20 protein-coding genes are annotated in these 19,353 nt (G+C 51.2%); 2 read left to right on the top strand and 18 right to left on the bottom strand.

The features are described 5' to 3' along the window. Nucleotides 1-474 precede the first annotated feature (474 nt). The 11 genes from IEY46_RS01610 to IEY46_RS01560 form a co-directional block, all read right to left on the bottom strand. A complete protein-coding gene (locus IEY46_RS01610; RefSeq protein WP_188991587.1) occupies nucleotides 475-972 on the bottom strand; it encodes a DinB family protein in 498 nt (165 codons plus the stop codon). Nucleotides 973-1,292: 320 nt separating this feature from the next. Continuing rightward, entirely contained in the window at nucleotides 1,293-1,655 is a 363-nt protein-coding gene (locus tag IEY46_RS01605) for an arsenate reductase family protein (protein WP_188988489.1), read from the bottom strand. 37 nt (nucleotides 1,656-1,692) lie between these two features. Continuing rightward, complete coding sequence (locus tag IEY46_RS01600) at nucleotides 1,693-2,655, bottom strand: RluA family pseudouridine synthase (protein WP_188988487.1); 963 nt, start codon at nucleotides 2,653-2,655, stop codon at nucleotides 1,693-1,695. Continuing rightward, the gene (locus IEY46_RS01595) at nucleotides 2,652-3,227 is read right to left on the bottom strand and encodes a cob(I)yrinic acid a,c-diamide adenosyltransferase (RefSeq protein ID WP_188988485.1); all 576 of its coding nucleotides are present in this window, start codon (nucleotides 3,225-3,227) and stop codon (nucleotides 2,652-2,654) included. The genes IEY46_RS01600 and IEY46_RS01595 overlap by 4 nt, the downstream gene beginning before the upstream one ends. Next, a complete protein-coding gene (locus IEY46_RS01590) occupies nucleotides 3,224-3,679 on the bottom strand; it encodes a hypothetical protein (RefSeq protein WP_229749994.1) in 456 nt (151 codons plus the stop codon). Before IEY46_RS01590 ends, IEY46_RS01595 begins: the two co-directional genes overlap by 4 nt. 195 nt (nucleotides 3,680-3,874) lie before the next feature. Then, nucleotides 3,875-4,114: an aspartyl-phosphate phosphatase Spo0E family protein gene (locus IEY46_RS01585; RefSeq protein ID WP_229749993.1), complete on the bottom strand. Its 240-nt coding sequence runs from the start codon at nucleotides 4,112-4,114 to the stop codon at nucleotides 3,875-3,877. A gap of 196 nt (nucleotides 4,115-4,310) precedes the next feature. Next, a complete protein-coding gene (locus tag IEY46_RS01580) occupies nucleotides 4,311-5,525 on the bottom strand; it encodes an aminotransferase class I/II-fold pyridoxal phosphate-dependent enzyme (protein WP_188988479.1) in 1,215 nt (404 codons plus the stop codon). Between the two features lie 13 nt (nucleotides 5,526-5,538). Further along, nucleotides 5,539-6,030, bottom strand: a complete 492-nt coding sequence (locus IEY46_RS01575; protein WP_188988477.1) for an Lrp/AsnC family transcriptional regulator — start codon at nucleotides 6,028-6,030, stop codon at nucleotides 5,539-5,541. A gap of 287 nt (nucleotides 6,031-6,317) precedes the next feature. Further along, complete coding sequence (locus tag IEY46_RS01570) at nucleotides 6,318-6,752, bottom strand: spore coat protein (protein WP_229749992.1); 435 nt, start codon at nucleotides 6,750-6,752, stop codon at nucleotides 6,318-6,320. A 21-nt stretch (nucleotides 6,753-6,773) separates the two neighbouring features. Then, nucleotides 6,774-6,998, bottom strand: a complete 225-nt coding sequence (locus tag IEY46_RS01565; protein WP_188988475.1) for a hypothetical protein — start codon at nucleotides 6,996-6,998, stop codon at nucleotides 6,774-6,776. Between the two features lie 114 nt (nucleotides 6,999-7,112). After that, the gene (locus tag IEY46_RS01560; protein WP_188988473.1) at nucleotides 7,113-7,784 is read right to left on the bottom strand and encodes a YwrJ family protein; all 672 of its coding nucleotides are present in this window, start codon (nucleotides 7,782-7,784) and stop codon (nucleotides 7,113-7,115) included. A gap of 170 nt (nucleotides 7,785-7,954) precedes the next feature. On the opposite strand from IEY46_RS01560, the gene IEY46_RS01555 reads away from it, so the two are divergent. After that, the gene (locus tag IEY46_RS01555; protein WP_188988471.1) at nucleotides 7,955-8,473 is read left to right on the top strand and encodes a hypothetical protein; all 519 of its coding nucleotides are present in this window, start codon (nucleotides 7,955-7,957) and stop codon (nucleotides 8,471-8,473) included. Between the two features lie 154 nt (nucleotides 8,474-8,627). After that, on the top strand, nucleotides 8,628-9,701 hold the full coding sequence (locus IEY46_RS01550) for a CotH kinase family protein (RefSeq protein ID WP_188988469.1): 1,074 nt from the start codon (nucleotides 8,628-8,630) through the stop codon (nucleotides 9,699-9,701). A gap of 31 nt (nucleotides 9,702-9,732) precedes the next feature. Here the strand turns inward: IEY46_RS01550 and cysK are convergent, their stop codons facing one another. The 7 genes from cysK to IEY46_RS01515 form a co-directional block, all read right to left on the bottom strand. Next, the gene (cysK, locus tag IEY46_RS01545; RefSeq protein ID WP_188988467.1) at nucleotides 9,733-10,650 is read right to left on the bottom strand and encodes a cysteine synthase A; all 918 of its coding nucleotides are present in this window, start codon (nucleotides 10,648-10,650) and stop codon (nucleotides 9,733-9,735) included. Nucleotides 10,651-10,665: 15 nt separating this feature from the next. Next, nucleotides 10,666-11,610: an ADP-ribosylglycohydrolase family protein gene (locus IEY46_RS01540; RefSeq protein ID WP_188988465.1), complete on the bottom strand. Its 945-nt coding sequence runs from the start codon at nucleotides 11,608-11,610 to the stop codon at nucleotides 10,666-10,668. Nucleotides 11,611-11,667: 57 nt separating this feature from the next. Beyond that, complete coding sequence (locus IEY46_RS01535; protein ID WP_229749991.1) at nucleotides 11,668-13,989, bottom strand: glycoside hydrolase family 3 N-terminal domain-containing protein; 2,322 nt, start codon at nucleotides 13,987-13,989, stop codon at nucleotides 11,668-11,670. Between the two features lie 292 nt (nucleotides 13,990-14,281). Further along, nucleotides 14,282-15,601 carry an MFS transporter gene (locus IEY46_RS01530; protein WP_229749990.1) on the bottom strand — a complete coding sequence of 440 codons (1,320 nt, stop codon included), beginning with the start codon at nucleotides 15,599-15,601 and terminating at the stop codon, nucleotides 14,282-14,284. A gap of 143 nt (nucleotides 15,602-15,744) precedes the next feature. Continuing rightward, entirely contained in the window at nucleotides 15,745-16,293 is a 549-nt protein-coding gene (locus IEY46_RS01525; RefSeq protein ID WP_188988463.1) for a hypothetical protein, read from the bottom strand. Between the two features lie 165 nt (nucleotides 16,294-16,458). Then, complete coding sequence (locus IEY46_RS01520) at nucleotides 16,459-16,878, bottom strand: DUF350 domain-containing protein (protein ID WP_188988461.1); 420 nt, start codon at nucleotides 16,876-16,878, stop codon at nucleotides 16,459-16,461. A 52-nt stretch (nucleotides 16,879-16,930) separates the two neighbouring features. Further along, the gene (locus IEY46_RS01515; RefSeq protein ID WP_188988459.1) at nucleotides 16,931-19,297 is read right to left on the bottom strand and encodes an endonuclease MutS2; all 2,367 of its coding nucleotides are present in this window, start codon (nucleotides 19,295-19,297) and stop codon (nucleotides 16,931-16,933) included. Between the last annotated feature and the right edge of the window lie 56 nt (nucleotides 19,298-19,353).

Below are 19,353 nucleotides of genomic sequence, written 5' to 3'. Positions count from 1 at the left end.
TTGTACTTTGTTTTAAAACATTAATTGTATTTGGGTTTGGTAGTGTATATATTACTGAAAAATCAACTTCGTTGTATTCCTCCCGCACCGAAAAAGCCAGTTTTTCATCACCTAAAGAGAATTGCGCATCTACACCAGCTTTATTTCCCCGAGCATCCAGGCGAACCCATCTTCCTATGGATCTCAGGAAAACGGCGTTTAGAGCATGGCACAATTCATATCACATTTAACCCTACTACCCATCAGTTCAACGAGGCCGGAATTCATTAATCTAAGCGAGTAAAGCTGGCAAATTTCCATGAATATCGTAAAGCGCAGCTATTTTCATGTGATCAACCCTCCATGTTTTGCTTATTCTCCAGCTGCGCCGCGTGTCTGATCCATTTGAGCATTTAATCGACAATAACAAAAACAGTCGCAGAGTACCGGCGGTCATGCCAGTGCCCTGCGACTATTTGGATGAAGAAGCCTATTTCATTGGGATTCCTCGTCGGCCGATGGACCGTACATACCCGGCACCGGAATATCGAGCAGCCGCAAGTAGACCCCGAGCTGCGCCCGATGGTGGACCATGTGGCTTAATCCGAAGGTGCGGAGCGCAATCGCCCGCGATTCGCGGAGGATAATATGGTCACCATGGCGCAGCGTCCATTCTTCGCCGAGCGACTTCTCGTCACATTCGGCGAGCAGCTTATCAAAGGTGCCGACGTTCGCGTCAAACTCCTTCAGAAAGTCAGCTCGTTTATCCAGAGGCTCCCGCCGCTGCGGCACAGTGGAAAGATCGAACTCCGGATATTGCAAAATCGCGATTTGCCAGTTCAGCAGATTGGTCAGGTGCGTAGCCAACCCGCCGAGCGTCATCGATTTCTCATGCGGCTTCCATGACAAATGCTCCTCGGGTAGGCTTTCCAGAATGCGGCGCGTATTGGCCATTTCCTGCGTTGCGTCGCCGATAATCAGTCGTTTGTTCATCATTTCCTCTCCTCCATTATGGGTTCGTATATTATAAATTGGTCCCTCCGCAGCGCCGTAGCATTTCCTGGGAAATGATGCGGAAGACCCATGGAACCTCAATATTCCATCGCATCTTGGGTAGTCGGGCTCATAGGAACATGGTTGCTTTAGGTTTCTCCACTTCCCAGCCCTCCTTGTGCAACGCCTCCACCAAGGCATCTCTGCGCGGTTCGTAGATCATCCCCACCGCGAAGGCGGCAAGCCTTCCATATTCTCCTGCAAGGCGGCAATTCCGGCTTCCTGCACGCGCAGGAACAACCCGTAGTCAACATTGGTAATCAACCACCCCAGACATCTTCATATTCCTCTTCTTTATAGCCGACGGTTACTTTCGACCCGTCTGTTACAACCGGTCTTTTAATAAGTCGCCCATTCGATGCAAGCAGCTCAATTTTCTGCTGATCCGATAACGACGACAACTTATCCTTCAGATTCAATTCCCTGTATACATCACCAGAGGTATTAAAAAATTTCTTGATTTCAAGACCGCTACGACTGATCAGTCCGGTTAATATTCCCACGGAAGGTGCCTGCTCAAACAGATCATGGGACTCCAGCATATATCCCTTGCTCTTGAGTGATTTAACGGCGCTGCGGCATGTGCCGCATTTAGGATATTCATATATTGTCAGTTTTTTCATAAGATGCTTCCTTTCTAATAAGGGACGCTTGAATCCCCTATTGCCGCTGCCCGGCAAGGAGCAGCTTCTCCAGCCGCTGTAAATCCTGCGGGAGCGCTGCTTCGAATTCCATATATTTGCGTGTCATGGGATGGGTAAAACCCAGGACTGCGGCATGCAGCGCCTGGCGCTCCACGGCAGCTTCCAATACCGGCGAACCACCGCTGATTCCCGGCTCGGACGCATAGCCATAAAGCTTATCGCCAATGAGCGGACAGCCCATATGCTTCATATGAACCCTGATTTGATGAGTCCTCCCCGTTTCCAGCTTCAGCTTAATCTTCGACGCGCTGCCGTCTCCATATACAGCCTCGGTCTCATAACGGGTGACAGAAGGATAACCATCTGGAAGAACCATGCGCCGATGCGGTTCATCGGGCGAACGATCGATAGGTTCGTTGACTGTGCCTGATAGCGGATGGAGTGTTTGATACACAAACGCACGATAGCGCTTGTCCACTTCTCCCGCCTGCATCTGCTCCGAGAGCTGCTGATGTACGTACGGGTTCTTGGCGATGGCGACCAGACCCGAGGTTTCCTCATCCAGCCGATGGATCGGTCGGAATCGGACTATCTCCCCCTGCTGCAGCCAGTGGTGAACGACTCCGTTAGCAAGCGTTCCAGTGTAATGTCCATGAGTCGGGTGAACAATGATCCCCGGAAGCTTATTAATAATCAGCAGCTCCCGGTCCTCGTATACAATATCAAGGGGCATCGGCTCCGGAAGGATATCGTCCGACTGCTCCTGCTCCATCCGCAGTGCCAGACAATCGCCCGCTTTGACCCTTTCATTCGTAAATACCCGTTTTCCGTTCAAGGTCAGTCCATGCTCCGTAAGCTTCAACCGCGACATCAGTTTCCGGGATACGCCAAGGCGCCGTTCCAGCACGGTCCTTACGGTTTTGCCATCATCCTCGGCGGCAATCTCCAGTACCAGCGGTTCATAATAAAGGACACTCATTTTTCCCGTTTGCGGAACACTTCCGCACTGCGCACATATTCCGTATCTGCGGCCCCCAGCCGGGCGTTGGCATATCGGGCGGCAGCAAAGAAATAATCGGACAAACGGTTGATATATTTCTGCACTTCATTATTGATGGGAAGCTCTGCCGCCAGCGTTACAGTACGGCGCTCCGCTCTGCGGCAGACCGTACGGCAAACATGCAGCAATGCCGAAACCTCGCTGCCTCCAGGCAGTATAAAACGGGTTAAGTCCGGCGATGCATCCACATGAGCATCGATCCATTCCTCAAGCCTTGCGGCAGGTAAGGCATCCATCTTCCATTCGCGGCCTTGCGGGTCAGCAAAGGCCAGATCAGAGCCGCAATCAAACAATTCCTGTTGAATCTCGATCAACTGTTCCACCAATGCCTCCAGCTTCCCGGAAGCCGCAGCGACGGCCGCAGCTTGACCTACAAAAGAATTCAGCTCATCGACAGTGCCATACGCCTCGACCCTGACATCGTCCTTACGGACTCGTCCACCTTTTACGGACGTTTGTCCTTCGTCCCCTGTTCGTGTATATAATTTCATGATTTAATAAGCTCCTTCATCACCGCAGCAGACAATTCCTGATCCGGTGCATTGGCCGGAATAATCATCAGCATATCGGGCTCGTTATAGCCCGCGTCCTTAAAAATCGTTTTTTCGACAGGAATGGCAAACAGTCCTTTGACGAGCTTCAGGTTCTTGGAATCGCCAATTTCGCTTTCCATCACACCCTCCGGATAAGCCGCAGCGTCAAACCACTCGTCCAGCTGCACAGCTGGTCCCTGTTTAATCATATTGACCAGCGTCTCCTTGGGAAGAATGAGAACCCCGTTACCTCCAGCGGCGATTTCCACAATCAGCTTTTGGTCATTGTACATAGGAGAAGCATTGATCACGATTTTCTTGTCTTCTCCGAATTTCTCCGTCAGCTTCTCCTGGACCTTTGTGGTGACACCGTCAGGCAGGTATTCCTTAGGCATGATAAAAACAGTCAAATCGGCTTTAGATCCGCAACCTGAAAGAGCTATGCATAATACCAAAAGCGTTAAACCTGCAAAAAAAGCTCGATTCCTCTTTAACAACAACTTAATCCCTCCACCTCGAATATCTACGTCAAATATAGCATAAATGGATGCCAAAAAAAATAAAAGAGCCCTCGTCAAGGGCTCAAGGTATGAGAATCTCCGACGCTATGATTTTGCCTTTCTTCTCATAACATGCATATACTCGTTAATTTTCAAATCCAGCTTGCGGCTCAGATCAATCACCTTGTCGGAATTAAAGGTCGTTTCTTCCGTATAGGATTGTTCCATCTTCGTGCGAAGCATATAAATCTCATCTTCTAACGTCTGAATTGAGGAAGACAACTTTCTAGCAGACACGGTACCCGGCTCATTATTAAACGATAGGCCATAATCCGCAAAAGCCATTGCCATCCCTCCTTGTCGTCGTTCTACTGCTGTTGGCAGTGGGAATTACCCCACAATACTTTAAGGATATAACAACGGAATGTTTGTTATTCTTCCCACTAGTTCCTAGCTTCCTTGAAGTTTTACTAAATTATAACAAACAATTACAAATGTGAACATATTATTTTTTAAAATACATTTTTTTCTACAATACCCATTAGCCCGCCCTGAGCTTTCGTACAAAATTACCGATACGTTCAATCGCCTCGGTTAATTGGCTGACCGAAGTGGCATAGGAACAGCGCAAATGCCCTTCGCCTCCAAGCCCGAATACATCACCCGGTACGGCAGCCACATTCTGTTCCAGCAGCAAAGCTGTCGCAAATTCCTCGGAGCTGAGTCCGGTCGCTTTGATGGAAGGAAACGCGTAAAAGGCGCCTTGCGGCTCGTGACAATCCAATCCAATTTCACGGAATCCGTGAACGACCAGCCGGCGGCGCTGATTGTAAGCTTCCACCATACGGTCCTTTTCCTCCAGTCCGTTCTTCAGCGCTTCGAGAGCCGCTACCTGAGCCATCACCGGCGCGCACATGACGGTATATTGATGAATTTTGAGCATGGCGGAAATCAGATCCCGGTGTCCGCAGGCATAGCCGATCCGCCAGCCCGTCATCGCAAAAGCTTTGGAGAAGCCGCTAACCAGAATGGTCCGGTCTTGCATCCCTGGCAGCGAAGCAAAACTTACATGCTTTTCACCATAGGTCAGCTCCGCATATATTTCATCGGATATGACGATAAGATCATGCTCCTCCACGACTTTGGCAATCGGCAGCCAATCTTCCCGTGTCATGATGCCGCCCGTGGGATTACTGGGGTAACACAAAATAAGCACCTTCGAGCGGGGCGTAATGACAGCCTTCAACGATTCGGCCGTCAGCTTGAATTGATCCTTCGCGAATGTCTCGATCCCGACCGGCACGCCACCGCTCAAGGAAGTAATAGGAGAATAGGAGATATAGCAAGGTTCTGGCACCAGAATCTCGTCTCCAGGGGCAATAAGGGCCCGCAGCGCCAGATCGATCGCCTCGCTGCCTCCGACCGTAACCAGAATCTCGTCCGCCGGATTATAGGATACATCGAATTGACGGTTCAAATAATAGCCGATTTCTTCGCGCAGCTCCGGAGTCCCGGCATTGGAGGTATATTGTGTTTTGCCCATTTCAAGCGAATAAACACAGGCCTCGCGTACATGCCATGGCGTGACAAAATCCGGCTCGCCTACGCCGAGTGTAATAATATCTTTGCGGCCGCTGGCCAAATCAAAAAAACGGCGGATGCCCGATGGTTTCATTACTCTGGCCTGGGGCGACAAATAATCAGCCATAGAAGTCCGGCTGGTGGGATTCTGCTGTAATTCTTCGTCTTTAATCATGTCCGATCACCCTTTACGGTGAGATTAGAAGACGGTGGTCGTCTTCATGCTCTTCGAATATTATGCCGTCCTGCTTGTATTTTTTCAGAATAAAGAAGGTTTTTGTAGAAAGTACCGCATCAATCGGAGAAAGCTTGTTGGATACGAAGGAAGCCACATCTTTCAGCGTTTTCCCTTGTACTTCCACGAGCAGGTCATACGCCCCCGACATCAAATAGACCGACTTCACTTCCGGATATAAATAAATCCGCTCCGCGATCCCCTCAAAGCCCCGACCGCGTTCCGGTGTAATTTGTACCTCAATCAATGCCGTTACCTTCTCGTCTTCCACTTTGCTCCAATTCACTACGGTCGCGTACTTGACGATGATATGGTCCTGTTCCAGTTCAGCAATCTCCTGCTTAACTTCCGCCAACGGCTCATCCAGCATGGTTGCGATCAAATCCGCACTGCGGCGCGCATCTTCTTTAAGCAGCTCCAAAATTTTCATCTTGCGCTCATTCATCGTCATAGCCTCCCAATGTCTTGGTAATCCAGCACGGACAGCTTCGTTTGCGCCTTGTTCAAGGGCAGTCGGGCTGTCTTCGCGTCAATAGTTATAATGAATATATTACAACGAATCCAAGCTTCCTGCAAAGATCAAAAGACGCAGAGCTTGTAAACGTAAGAAGAAACAGCTGATGCAGTCCATGCGACGCAAGTTCTTCCATTAGAATTAAAGATACTTTCCTATAATTGAAAAAAACCCCTCTCGGGGCTTTTTCCAAATAAACAGATTGCAGTGTAAGGCATCTACATAAAATATTGGCCGTTTTGCGGCGGCGTTTGCTGCTGCTGATACGCCTGATGTTGACTTGAGTTTTGCTGCATCTGCTGTTGGGCTGACTGATTTTTCTGCTCAAGCTTTTGAAGATGCTGTTCCGTTTTTTGAATCATTTGTTGATTTTGCTGGATTTGCTTGGCTAGATCCTGGCGAAGCGCTGGCGAGGAGACACTGTACATATTCGCGGCTTTCATCGCGTTGAACAAATCTTCCTGCATATGAAGCGTATTGTTCAGCAGTTGGGTGAACATCCCGCGAATTTCCGGACAGCTTGATTCCGTTGCCGCAGTCGCATACTCCCGGACTACTCTCTTCAGATCCGCCAGGACGGTGTAAGCCATATCTTCTTCAGGCATAAGCGCCTGCAAGGGCCCATTCTGCATATTTTGCTGCTGCTGATACATTTTTCGATTCCTCCCGTTCGTCTAGTTTTGCGGCTGGGTTGGGGCCAGCTGCTGGTGCTGTTGAAGAGCATTCATTAAGGTTTGCGTATGTTGATGGTGCGTCGAAATCATGTGCGAACATACTTGCTTGATCCCTTGATTTTGAGCTGTAAACGCAACGGCCGCGCATTGTTTCATCAACAAATCCTCATTGGATATGGAATCGACGATATATTCCATTTCCTTGGATGATATAGGCTGCATCATTTGCAAAACTCCCTCCTTTTTTCCAACTGAGTGAACCTTCCGTATTATGTCCTCTGCTGATAATAATATGTATCCGAACTCTTCCTCTAATGGAAGAATCCGTTCACGCTTGCCTCAGGGAACATGGATGGTTTGTACATGGTCAAGATGTACATAGACGGATTCACCGGCTGCATTGGACAGCTCGATTATGTTTTGATGGATTCCTTTCAGAAGACCGATTTTATTTGGATCTTCTCCGAGATTGAGAATGACGAATTGATCCACCAACTTGTTCATTTGCTGCTCAAATGTCCGAGCGAGTGAGAACGGGGTCGGTTTAAGCGGAATCTGATCCGGCGTCAACGCATAGGGATTGACATTAGGGCTGTAGGGAATCAAGTATTTCAAATGTTTGAGGGTCACCATGATGGAATGATGAGCCGGTGAGCAGAATACAAAGAAATCGTTCATGACACTGCTCAAATAACCATGAACAGCCGGTTGGCCGTTTATACAAATTTCAGAAAACATGCCTTTTGCATTCATCAGGACGTTGCGGTACGAGAAATGCTCGCTGTGCAGCTCGAAATTCGATTGCGGATCATCGGTCTCCCCAATGGCTCCGGCAACAGCCTGCATTTGCGAAAGCTGCAGAAGCGGGATATAAATATAATGCTTCCCATTATGAAGAACCAGCATATCCTGTCCCCATTCTATCAGCTTGCCCGATAAGGAATGAGCGCGGTCCGGCACGTAAATTTCGACCCTCTGACCCAATAATGGGTGACCAAGTTTCACTAGCATTCGACCTCCCTGCATCTATCAAATCAAGCTTGCTGTACGTTATCTATATGAATCTCAAACAGGAACCGCACTGGATGAGTATCTATTTTGCGAAAGATAGATTTAAGCCCGGCGCCGCTGCTAGATTAGCTGCATAGCTTGGATAAAGATGAATCAAAGGAGGAACTTTCATGCCCAGAAGAGCCGCCGGCTCATCCCTGCGAAGCACTGCTAAATGGAAGAAGCAACGGGATTCCGCATCCCTTGTAAGCGGAAAACGGCCGAAACGAAAAGCGGCGAATCAAGAAAAAGAGGATCCATTCTACGGTGGCATTCCTTGCCAGGATGGCGAGGACTATTATTTGTCCAAAGGCATGCAGAAAACAAGCGGCGAGAAAGAGCGGTCAAAGGGTTTACAGAGAACGCAAGGCGAGAAAGACCGGTCAAAGGGTTTACAGAGAACGCAGGGCGAGAAAGACCGGTCAAAGGGTTTACAAAGAACGCGGGGCGAGAAAGACCGGTCAAAGGGTTTACAGAGAACGCGGGGCGAGAAAGACCGGTCAAAAGGTTTACAGAGAACGCGGGGCGAGAAGCATCGATCCGGAACGATAAACGACACGAAAGACAAAGCGCAAAATTCCGCGGGAGTGAACCGCACCAAAGGCAAACGCCCTTCCTCATATGGGGATCAGGAACCCACAAAAGAATAGCAGCTTCCGGCGAGCCCCTACGGTGGTCCCTTTACCCTTATCCAATGCAGAAGCACGGCTGTGACCTTTAGGCAGCCGCCCGCATAATGTAAAGAAGCATAAGAAGCCTACCGCTTTGCGATGGGCTTTTATCTTCGTTTAAGGGGATGGTCCAATGTCACCAGGAGAGCTGCCGACCCGAAAAATTACGATTGAAGAAGCCGATTTGGCTATTCTCCGGTCCGATGTCTGGAGCATGGGATTTGTACCGGTCAAGCTGGAGATGGAAGGCCAAATATATGATGCCCGGCTTGGTTACCGCGGAGGCCATACACGAAATTATCCAAAAAAATCCTATGAAGTCGTCTATGGCAATAATCAGACACTGCACTGGAATGCCGAATTCGATGATCCCTCTATGCTGCGCAATATGTTTTCCTTCCATTTCTTCAATATGATCGGCGTTCCTTCGCCGCACACCCGTCATTTCCTGTTGGAATGGAACGGCCAGCCGCATGGGGTTTATCTGGAGCTTGAAGCCGTTAACCAGACCTTCTTTCAGACGCGGGGCATCCGCTCCCGCGCGCTTATTTATGCGGTGAATGACCACGCTAATTTCAGTGAGCTTGATCCGGATACGAAAATGAAGAAACTATGGCTGCTGTCCGGATACCATGTGATGAAGGGGAACAAAATGACACCGGTCAGGCTGAAGCGGTTCCTCAAGGGCATCAACCGGCCGGCGGACAACAAGCTGCGAACCTTTATTGGGAAGCGTCTGGATATCAGAAATTATTTGAAGTGGCTTGCCGGTGCCGTGTTAACCGGAAATTATGATGGCTTCGACCAGAATTATGCCCTCTATGAACATGTGCCAAGCGGCAAATACCGGATAATCCCCTGGGACTATGAAGGCACCTGGGGAAGAAATTGCTACGGCAAACTATGCGGCAGTGATCTTGTCAGTGTTAAAGGATATAATGTCTTGACGCGCAAAGTATTGTCATACCGCTCTTGCCGGGAAGACTACCGCCGTATTCTAACCCGGCTGCTGGCTGATCAATTTACAATGAAGCGGCTTGATCCCATCCTGATCCAAATGCATGAGCGGCTGCTGCCGGCCATCAGGGATGATTTTACGAGAAAATCACCCTTTGCCACCTTTCTGGAGGAGCCGGAGGTATTCCGAACGTATATTAAAGAACGACGGCTTATTGTCAAGGATGTATTGCGGTCCTGGAAAGCCTAGAGTCCTTCAGATAGACCTCGTGCTTACTGCGTCAATAGAGCTCCATACTTAAATATCGCTCACCGCTATCCGGCGCCATACACAGAACACGGCCGCCCGTTCCAATCCGCGATGCAATTTGCATGGCTGCCCAGACAGCCGCAGCAGAAGAAGGTCCCAGAAGCAGACCCTCCAGCCTCGCAAGATCACGCATAGTAGCTATTGCGTCGTCATCGGCTACGCGAATAATTTCATCGTATACCGCTGTGTTGAGTATAGCCGGAACGAATCCCGGGCTTGTCCCGACCAGCTTATGCGGACCTGGCTCGCCTCCGGAGAGTACCGGCGAGCCAAGCGGCTCCACGACCGCAATATGAATTCCGGGAATGGCCGCTTTAAGCGTCTCCCCTGTGCCCGTTATCGTTCCGCCTGTACCCGAAGTGGCAACAAATGCGTCGAGACGGCCCTCTGTCTGGGCGATAATCTCAGGTGCCGTGGTGACCCGGTGGATATCGGGGTTCGCGGGATTCTCAAACTGGTTGGGAATATAGCTGCCCGGTATTCCGGTCTGCAGCTCCATTGCTTTACGTATCGCTCCTGGCATCCTTTCCGCTGCAGGAGTCAAAACCACCTCCGCTCCATACGCCCGGAGAAGCGCGATTCTCTCAATGGACATATTGTCAGGCATTACGAGAATCAGGTTATATCCCTTTGCTGCGGCATTCATTGCCAGCCCAATACCGGTATTCCCGCTGGTTGGTTCGATTAAGGTGTCTCCAGGCTTGATCTTGCCTCTTTGCTCGGCATCCTGAATCAATGAAAACGCTGCCCGGTCTTTCACGCTGCCGCTGGGGTTGAAACGCTCCAGCTTGACAATTACCTCAGCATCACCCGGCTTGATCAAGCGCTGCAAGCAGACTGCGGGTGTATCTCCAATAAGCTCGGTAATACTGTTTACAATTCTCGCCATGATAGCCTCCTCGTTTTATTTATCCGTTATTTTGCCGATCGTCTCTTCGAACCGATGACATAAACCAACAATCTCATCGTATCTGGCCAACTGGCCGGTCCAGTTGCTGCGGATGCCGGATAAGCCATAAATCAGTCCCGCCAATCCGCCAGTTACCGCTCCGGTAGTATCTGTATCTTCACCCAGATTGATGGACTGTAATACCGCTTCCTCATAGCTTCCGGCATGCAGCAGACACCATAGACTGGCCTCCAGCGTATGGACCACATAACCAGTGGATTGAATTTCCGCGCGTTCCAGCTGTTTCAAATCCTCCTTCAAAATGCGGTCAAAGGCCGCAAGTTGCGGGCTCCCGGAAAAGTGCCGGACCACTGATTGCTTCGCGCTATTCAAGCTGTCTTCCATTACATTCCCATTCAATAGAGAAATGGCGGTTTCCACATAAATCACACAGGCAATGACGGATATCAGATGCCTGTGTGTCAGCGAAGATACCTGGGTGACGGCCAGCACACGGTCTTCAAAGGAGCGGCCCTTCAAATAGAAAGCAAGTGGAAGAATTCTCATCAACGAGCCATTGCCATTGCTGAATTCGCCTGCTCCTCCTGCCTGCTCCGGCGGCAGTGATCGGTCATCGAGCCGCATAATCGCCTCACGCGTAGCGATCCCGATATCAAATACATCCCCGTGAGGGGTCCAATCTGCATTCCAGCACCACTTCCGGAACTTGTCCGCCAGGTCACGCAAGTCAAGACCGCCGCAATCCGCGATGCTGTCCATTAAACATAAGGTAAGGGAAGTATCATCCGACCATGTGCCTGCCGGCTGTCGGTGCGAGCCATACCCGATCATATCCGTGAGGGGTTTTTGCTCCAGCACGGCTCTGGATTGAAATTCAACGGGAACACCCAGGGCGTCCCCCACGCACAACCCAATGATGCCATCTATTACTTTGCCCATGTCCACTCTCCCACTCTCCCCTTCTCCCGCTCAGACCAGATCATCCTTGTTTATTGGTCACACGGTCACCGTAAATTCCTCTCCGGCGGTATCGGCACTATGGGGTCCGACTCTCACGGATACCTTGCACGGTTCGACGGTGAAGTTCATATCGCGATTCCAAATCGCCAGCTCCTCCCGGCCCAACTGGAAGGAAACTGTTTGACGCTGTCCAGGCTCCAGCCTTAATTTACGGAAACCCTTCAACTCCAGCAATCGCCTTGTAATACCGGACTGGCTGGCTTGAATATACAGCTGAACGACTTCATCTCCTGCTTTGTCTCCCTCATTCTCAATTTCAAGCTCCGCATCAATTGTACATCCGTTCTGCAGCTCCGAAGCAGAGATTGCTGATCTGGACAACCGGACTGGGCTGTATGCGAACCGGGTATAGCTTAGCCCGAAACCAAAGGGATACAGCGGCGTAGACGGCATATCAGCATAAGGGCTTGGCTGCCCCTGATCTTTCCGGTTGTAATAAACCGGAATTTGCGCCGAGGAACGCGGCAGCGAAACCGTCAATTTTCCGCTGGGGTTAACAGCCCCAAATAATATTTCTCCTATCGCCCTGCCGCCTTCGGTTCCAGGGTACCAGGCACACAACAGGGCGGAGCAGCGCTCCGCAATCGCGGATAACGCATGCGGCCTTCCTTGAATAACAATAATCACGACTGGTGTCCCGGTCGCTTCGACCTCCCGCACCAGCCGCTCCTGTACGCCTCCAAGCCGCAGATCGGCCAAATCCACGCCTTCCCCGCAGTCCATTTCCGAAGGATCGCCTTCCGACACGATAGCGGCGCCGTTAAGATCAAAGTTTCCGCCGAAACGGCGGGCACTGCTTCCACCCAACACTAGCACTGCAATATCCGCCGCCCTGGCGGCTTCAACCGCTTCCTGCAAACCAGCTGTGGACTGATCGCGTATGCCGCATCCCTGGGCATGCACAATTTCAACGCCCTCAGGTGCAGTCATGGCGATTCCCTGAAGTACGGTTGTCCCGCTTCCTTCCCGCTGGATGCTGGTGTAATCGCCTAACTGATTATACAGCCGGTCCGCGTTCGGTCCGATGACGGCAATCCGCTTTACATTTCTACGGATAGGCAGCAGATTTCCTTCATTGCGGAGCAGGATCACGGATTCCCGTGCTACCTGCAAATTTGTTTCGCGGATAGCCGGGCTGTTCACTGCCGATGCCGCCAGCGACTCATCCGTATAGGGATGATCGAACAAGCCCAGCCTGAATTTCAATTCCAGCACGCGGACGACCGCCCGGTCAATGTAACGCTCGTCCACTTTTCCCTGCCGGACAGCTTGCTCAAGCGTTGTGAAAGCAGTGTCCCACAGACTGAGGTCAACCCCGGAGGCAAGCGCCAGCGCAGCCGCTTCTTCATAACCGCCTGTCAGCGAGATCAGCCGGTCAACTGCACAGCCGTCTGCCATAACAATCCCGTTAAATCCCCATTCCCCGCGAAGGATGCCCGTAAGCAGCTGCTCATTGGAATGGCAGGGAATCCCATCAATCTCATTATAAGCCGCCATGCAGCCCATGGCCCCTGCTTCAATGCCCGCCTTTGCTCCGGGCAGATGAATTTCACGAAGCTCCCGTTCCCCAATGGGAACCGGTGCGGCGTTCAGTCCACCCAGAGGCGCCCCTTGCGCGCATAAATGCTTGATTACGGCTGCAACCTTGCGGGAAGAACGCAGCTGACTCTCGTCGTCCCCCTGCATGCCTTTAACGACCGCAGCTGTCATCCGGGCGGCAAGATAAGGATCCTCTCCATAACATTCCTCCGAGCGTCCCCAACGCGGATCATGCAGGATATCAAGCGCCGATACCAGACCGATATGAGCTCCACGGGCTCTGATTTCGGCAGCAACATGGGCATAAGCTGTTTCCAATAGAGCGGGATTCCATGTCGAACCCGCTGCAAGATTTATAGGAAGCAGAGTGCCGTCCAGGGCCTGGTGTCCATGCGGGCACTCCTCCGTCAACAAGGCAGGGATTCCAAGCCGGGTATTTTCCTGTATGTAGCGCTGCACATCATTGGCGATTTTAGCGTTATCGGCAGTGGGGATACCATTGTCAAAGGTGACGGCAGACCAGGGATCCGCCCGAAACAGTCCATAGAGGGCTCCCATTCCTTCATATTCCGCAACATGCTGCTTGAAGGCTTCCGTCAGCTCCACGCCTCCTGTTTCATTGCGGCGGTACGCATCCCAGCCGTACATATGCTGGTTGAGCTGGCCGACCTTTTCCTTCAGAGTCATTACGGCCAGGAGATCCGCTACCCGTTCTTCTACAGGAAGGGCAGGGTTTTTATACTTTTGTGTCTTCATCATCGGGCATACCCGCCTTTCAATTTATAATGCCGTATCCGAAATATAGAATTTCATGCTCGCCATGAATGGAAAGAAGCCCTGTGCCTCTGTCTTCGACAATTCTGCACTGGGCGCTGGATTCCTTCCGGTAAATATTATGAAGGTCAGAAAGGCGGCCCTTCCGCCCTTCTTAAAAGACGCGGCTAATATAAGGGTTCTGCGAACAACAGTGTCTTCATCTAATTAAAATGCTCTGCCTCGTGACCCAATCATCTGGTCGGACCTGTCACCAGGCAGGCTCGTTCCCCTGGATTCAGACCGGGTCCTTCCCGGAGCTGCCGGCGGGCAAGCCGCCTAAAAAACGCCGCACAAGGAACCAGCAAATCAGCGGGCAAGCACCAATGACCAGCATCAGCCAGGGAATAGCCCGGGACATGGAATAAGCCTGCGGAAGAACAAGCAGATAAGCCGTAATGCCGATAATACGGCCGACGGTCAACGAAGCCTCCCGCAGCACGACAAGCTCTTCTCTACGCTTAGCACTTTCCTCATTTCGCCCAATCAGGTCAAAGACGATCGATGTCATCGGAATGATGAACAGCGGCATAAATATCGCTGTCCCGATTCCAAAAGTCAGCATGGTTCTATACGTCAACGACCAAAACAACGGAAAAATGGCAATAGTTACAGCAACCGCGCCAATCAACATGGCCCGGCTTCTGAGGTTTGGCCGGAGGAACTTCCCGATTGCCCAGAAGCTGATTAAAGCCAAAACCGAGGTTACGAGCGAGAAGCTGCCCAGCTTCTGCTCATTGTTCGTCGCCATATAGATCAACAGTCCGATCAAAAACATAAATACACCGTCCCGTATGCCTTGCGCTGCAGTTGCCAAGGCAATACGGCGCCACGGATCCTTTGAATTTCGGAGCTGCCTGAAGCCATAGAACCAGTCATATCGCCCCGTAGCTTCTCTTTTTTTGAGCCAGAAGCTGAGAACCATGGCAATCCCGAATATAATGGCCGATGCTGTATAAATGATGCTGTAGCCGCGCTCGCCATGAAAAGCTGTTATGATAAATCCTGATATCCAGGGGACCGCAATGCCTGTGCCGGATCCGATCAGTCCTGTCCACCCGTTGAAACGGTCGCGGTTGCCCGGTTCCGTGATTTCAAAATAAACGACATTATAAGCCAGCCAAAAAAAACCTTGGCCCAGTCCACCGAGTATGCCCAGCGGAATAGCATACGTTACCGCCTTTGACCCCAAGAGCAGGATGATAAAATAAAATACCCCCGACATCATAATGCCCAGACGGAGGCTGTTCATCTTATTATGTTCCTTCACCCATTTGCCTGCAATCCAGAAGGTGAGTCCGCTCACCGTATACAACGTGAAATTAAACCAGCCGATCAATGCAAACGACTTACTGACCTTCCATAAATATATCGGTAAAAACGTTCCGGAAAGCGCGGTTGCCACGGCTATCAGACCCTGAACCGCAAGCAGAAGCATGGCCTGCCTGTCCAGGGCTTGACGGCCGCCCCGTTTGTCTTCAAAGGTTTCAGTCCGCAATTTGCCGGGTTTGGAAGAAGCGAACCCCCGTGAATGAACGGCATGTTTGCTATGATCCAAGCCAATCCCTCCCGCATGTTTGCTTTGAGCGCTCTACTTGACGTAAGATTCCCTCAAAGAACCCAATGCATGCCGGGATCGAACCCTTTCCCATTTCTTTCTTCATGCTGTGCCTCTTGAACCTGCCAGGCATGCGGCAGCTCTTAATTCCCGTCAGCTACTGCCTTAGTCAAAAGCTTCACCAATCGCTCCTGTTCCTGTACGCCAAGCCGCTGCTCGGTGTGGAAACATGAAGGACAGAAATAGAGCACAATCCGGAACGGCGTCGTCAGAAGTGGCTCAGTCAGAGCTTCAGGTGTGCGCGGCTGGAATTGGGTTTCCGTAATCGTCTGCGTGCCCGCCTCCAGCATAAACTCGCGGCAGGACGGACATTCCGGCGCCTCGAGCTGGTCATCCAGCAGACGATCCATCGTCTCATCCAATGCCAGACGGTCTCTGCTGTAATGGCTGAGCCCAGTCAGATCCGGCTGGTTATTGCCGCTCGCTGCCTCATCCTCCTCCTCGTCCCAATTCTCCCCTATTTCTTCCGAATCTTCCACTTCTTCGTCAAGGCCGTCAAGTCCAACCTGAACGGTCCGGTAACCGGTCAGTTCATTCTCACAGTGAGGACAATGGCGTTCCGGCCCGATTTCCTCATCCCAAACAATTTCCGTTTGACACCACGGGCATATCGGATTTTCAACTTCTGCCATTTTTTGATCTCCTTTTTCAATGGATTGAGTGTTTATTTCGTAAGATAGATCACACCAAGTACAACAAAAAGCACAGCCAGCGCAAACAAAGTTCCCCATAAATATTTCATACGTGTAAAAGCCCTCTCCGAAATGTTGTTGGTGGATCCTAACGAGCCATGAGACTTAAGCAATCGTAGCTCCTATAATGTAAGAGATGGAAACCGATATAATCATGGCTATAAAACCGACAGCCCGGTTATCCCGCTTGATTTCATCGTCAATCCGAAAAACGGGAGTCAAAAATTCAAACAAAAAATAAGCGACGATCAATAGCAGGAAACCGAACGTTGCCCATAACAGGCTCTGATATACGGTTTCATTGGATTGCAGAGAGAAGCGGAAAATATTGCAGATACCGAATATTTTCCCTCCTGTGGCCATGGCGACGGAAATATTTCCTTCTTTAATTTCCTGCCAGCATTGATAACGGGTGACATATTCAAAGAAATAAAGGAAAACGACCAGAGCCAAAATGGCCACTGAAACGTAAGCAAGCGACGCCGCATACGGATTGCCGAGCAGCGTATCGATTTCGTTTTCCATTGAGAGCCTCCCTTATTCTGACGGGCATGCAGGTGTATGGCGTTTGCTTTCATCAATGCATTTCTGCAACAGTAACGCCAGCACCGCCTTCTCCGTAATTGCCGAGCCGATATGTTTTCACATGCTTGTGGCGGCGCAGAAATTCGCTGATTCCCGTCCGCAGCACACCGGTACCTTTGCCATGGATAATATAGACCTGGCCGAGGCCGGCCAGGAAGGATTCATCCAGGAAACGGTCCACTTCAACAATTGCTTCCTCCAGATTCGCTCCCCGCAAATCCAGCTCCATGCGCACATTTTCATCCCGGGTCCTCTTCAAACTCGCCGCGAGCTTCGGCTGCTGGGTTTTGGCCGTTTCGGCCCGTTTGACCAGTTCCAGGTCGCCCACCGAAACTTTCATCTTCAGAATGCCAAGCTGAACCTGAGCATCGTTCCCGCTAATTTCAATAACATGGCCGCGCTGCCCCAGGCTATATACCATCACCTCGTCGCCCGGCTCGATCCGCTGCGGCTTAGTAGCATTCTTCGGTTTGCCGGTTTTCGACTTCTTCACTTCCGGTGTTGCTTCATCCAGCTTTCGGCGCGCCTCTATCAGCTTATGCTCCTTGACGGAGGCGCCTTCCTCCATGGCAAGCCTGCGCAGGTCCGTGATGATTTGCTCCGCATCTTTCCTTGCTTTTGCAATCGTATCGCGTGCTTCCTCCTGGGCTTTGATCATCAGCTTATCGCGCTGCTGATCAAATTTGTCGCGCTCGGCCTCATGATGCGCCCGCAGTTCTTCCACCTCTCTGCGCAGCGTTTCAGCGGTTTTCCGCTCCGCTTCGGCCGTGAGACGGTTCTCCTCCAGGGAAGCAATCATGTTCTCCACCCGCATATCCTCTTCGCTGACTTCTCCCCGCGCCACATCGATAATTGAGCGCTGCAAGCCGAGTCTTTCGGCGATGGCAAAAGCGTTGCTTCGTCCCGGGACGCCAATAAGAAGCCGATACGTGGGGCTGAGCGTTTGCACATCAAACTCCATGCTGGCGTTAATGATTCCTTTGCGGTTGTAAGCATAAGCTTTGAGCTCGCTGTAATGGGTCGTGGCAATGATCCGGCAGCCCAGTTTATGCATATGCTCCAGGATGGCAATAGCCAGAGCCGAACCTTCCGCGGGATCGGTTCCCGCCCCGAGCTCATCGAGCAGCACCAGGCTCTTCGGTGTCATATTGCCCAAAATGCGGATAATGTTCGTAAGGTGGCTGGAAAATGTACTTAAATTCTGTTCGATGCTTTGTTCATCGCCGATATCGGCATATATAGCATCGAATACACACATCTGGCTGTCGTCTTCCGCCGGAATGAACATTCCCGACATCGCCATCAGGCTTAGCAGGCCTACGGTTTTGAGCGAGACCGTTTTCCCCCCTGTATTGGGTCCTGTCACGATGATCGTCGAATAGGAGTTGCCGAGCTCCACATCGGTCGGAACAACCTTCTCCCTGGCAATCAGAGGGTGCCTTCCCCGGCGAAGCTTCAGATAACCGCGGTCGTTCATACGCGGCTGCGTCGCCCCCATCTGATGAGCAAGCCGACCTTTGGCAAAAGCAAAGTCAAGCACCCCGAGCACTTCCAGATCCAGCTGCAAGTCATCTGCGTATTCTGATGTCTGAGCAGTCAGCATCTGCAGGATCTTCTCGATCTCGCGGGTTTCCGCCAGGCGCAGCTCGCGGAGCTTGTTATTCATCGCCACAATGGCTTCCGGTTCAATAAACAGGGTAGCTCCGGAGCCGGACTGATCGTGTACAATGCCGCCGAAATGGGATCGGTACTCTTGTTTTACGGGAATCACGTACCGATCGTTTCGAATAGTTACTATCGCATCCTGCAGCATCTTCTGCACTGAGGAAGAACGCACCATTTGCTCCAGCTTTTCGCGAACACGCGACTCCCCGCCTCGCAACTCCCGTCTGATACTGGCAAGCTGTGCGCTTGCGCTGTCCATGACCTCAGCCTGCTCGTCGATACAGGCGAGAATCGCGTCCTCCAACACCTTATGTTCGGTCAGCTGCTGTGCCATATCGGCCAGCATCGGAACCGGATCATCGTCATGAAGCTGCAGCACGTGGCGCTTCACACGCCGCGAGCCGCGAATGGTCTCGGCAATTTCCAACAGCTCTGCCGGATTGAGCGTTCCACCTATAATCGAACGCAGCAGTGCAGGACGAATGTTCACAATTCCTCCGAAAGGCGCATTGCCTTTGAGGCGGTCCGCTTTATATGCCTCGTCTGTCGCCTGCAGCGTCAGTTTGACCGTTTCCAGATCAGAGCTTGGATGAACGGCTTCCGCCACTGCTTTGCCAAGCGAAGTAGCCGCATGCTGCGATAATTTATTTACAATTTTTGAAAATTCTAATGTCTGTAAGATTTTTTTGTCCACAACGAGCACAACTCCCCTCGATTCTTATTATAGCCGAAGCGTACAACGTATGCCAT

Source organism: Paenibacillus nasutitermitis (assembly GCF_014641075.1).
GTDB classification, from domain to species: domain Bacteria; phylum Bacillota; class Bacilli; order Paenibacillales; family Paenibacillaceae; genus Paenibacillus_Z; species Paenibacillus_Z nasutitermitis.
Note: the sequence above shows the minus strand (reverse complement) of the source record. Positions and strands in the feature narration are given on the sequence as shown.